The 231-nt window shown below is 27.3% G+C and carries 1 pseudogene; it reads left to right on the top strand.

The annotated features are described in order from the left end of the window. Positions 1-119: 119 nt before the first annotated feature. A pseudogene (locus HMPREF2704_RS11535) lies at positions 120-231 on the top strand (SAP domain-containing protein); the annotation flags it as partial.

Here is a 231-nt window from a genome sequence, read left to right as displayed (position 1 = left end):
AAAGTTAAGCTTAATAGAAATACAGTAATTACAAGATTGTAATATTTTCTGTTATAGCTTTATGTGGTATGGGTATTTTTGATATAATAAGATAAATTTGGAGTTGTAGAGGTGAGCATTTGGAAGAAAATAGACCTGATTTTAGAGATATAAAATCATTTGAAGATTTTAACAGCTATTACTGGTATCGAGAAGAACTTTCACAAATTTGTAAGTACCTTGGATTAGAAT

The organism is Streptococcus sp. HMSC076C09, from assembly GCF_001837905.1.
Lineage (GTDB): Bacteria > Bacillota > Bacilli > Lactobacillales > Streptococcaceae > Streptococcus > Streptococcus parasanguinis_I.
Note: the sequence above shows the minus strand (reverse complement) of the source record. Positions and strands in the feature narration are given on the sequence as shown.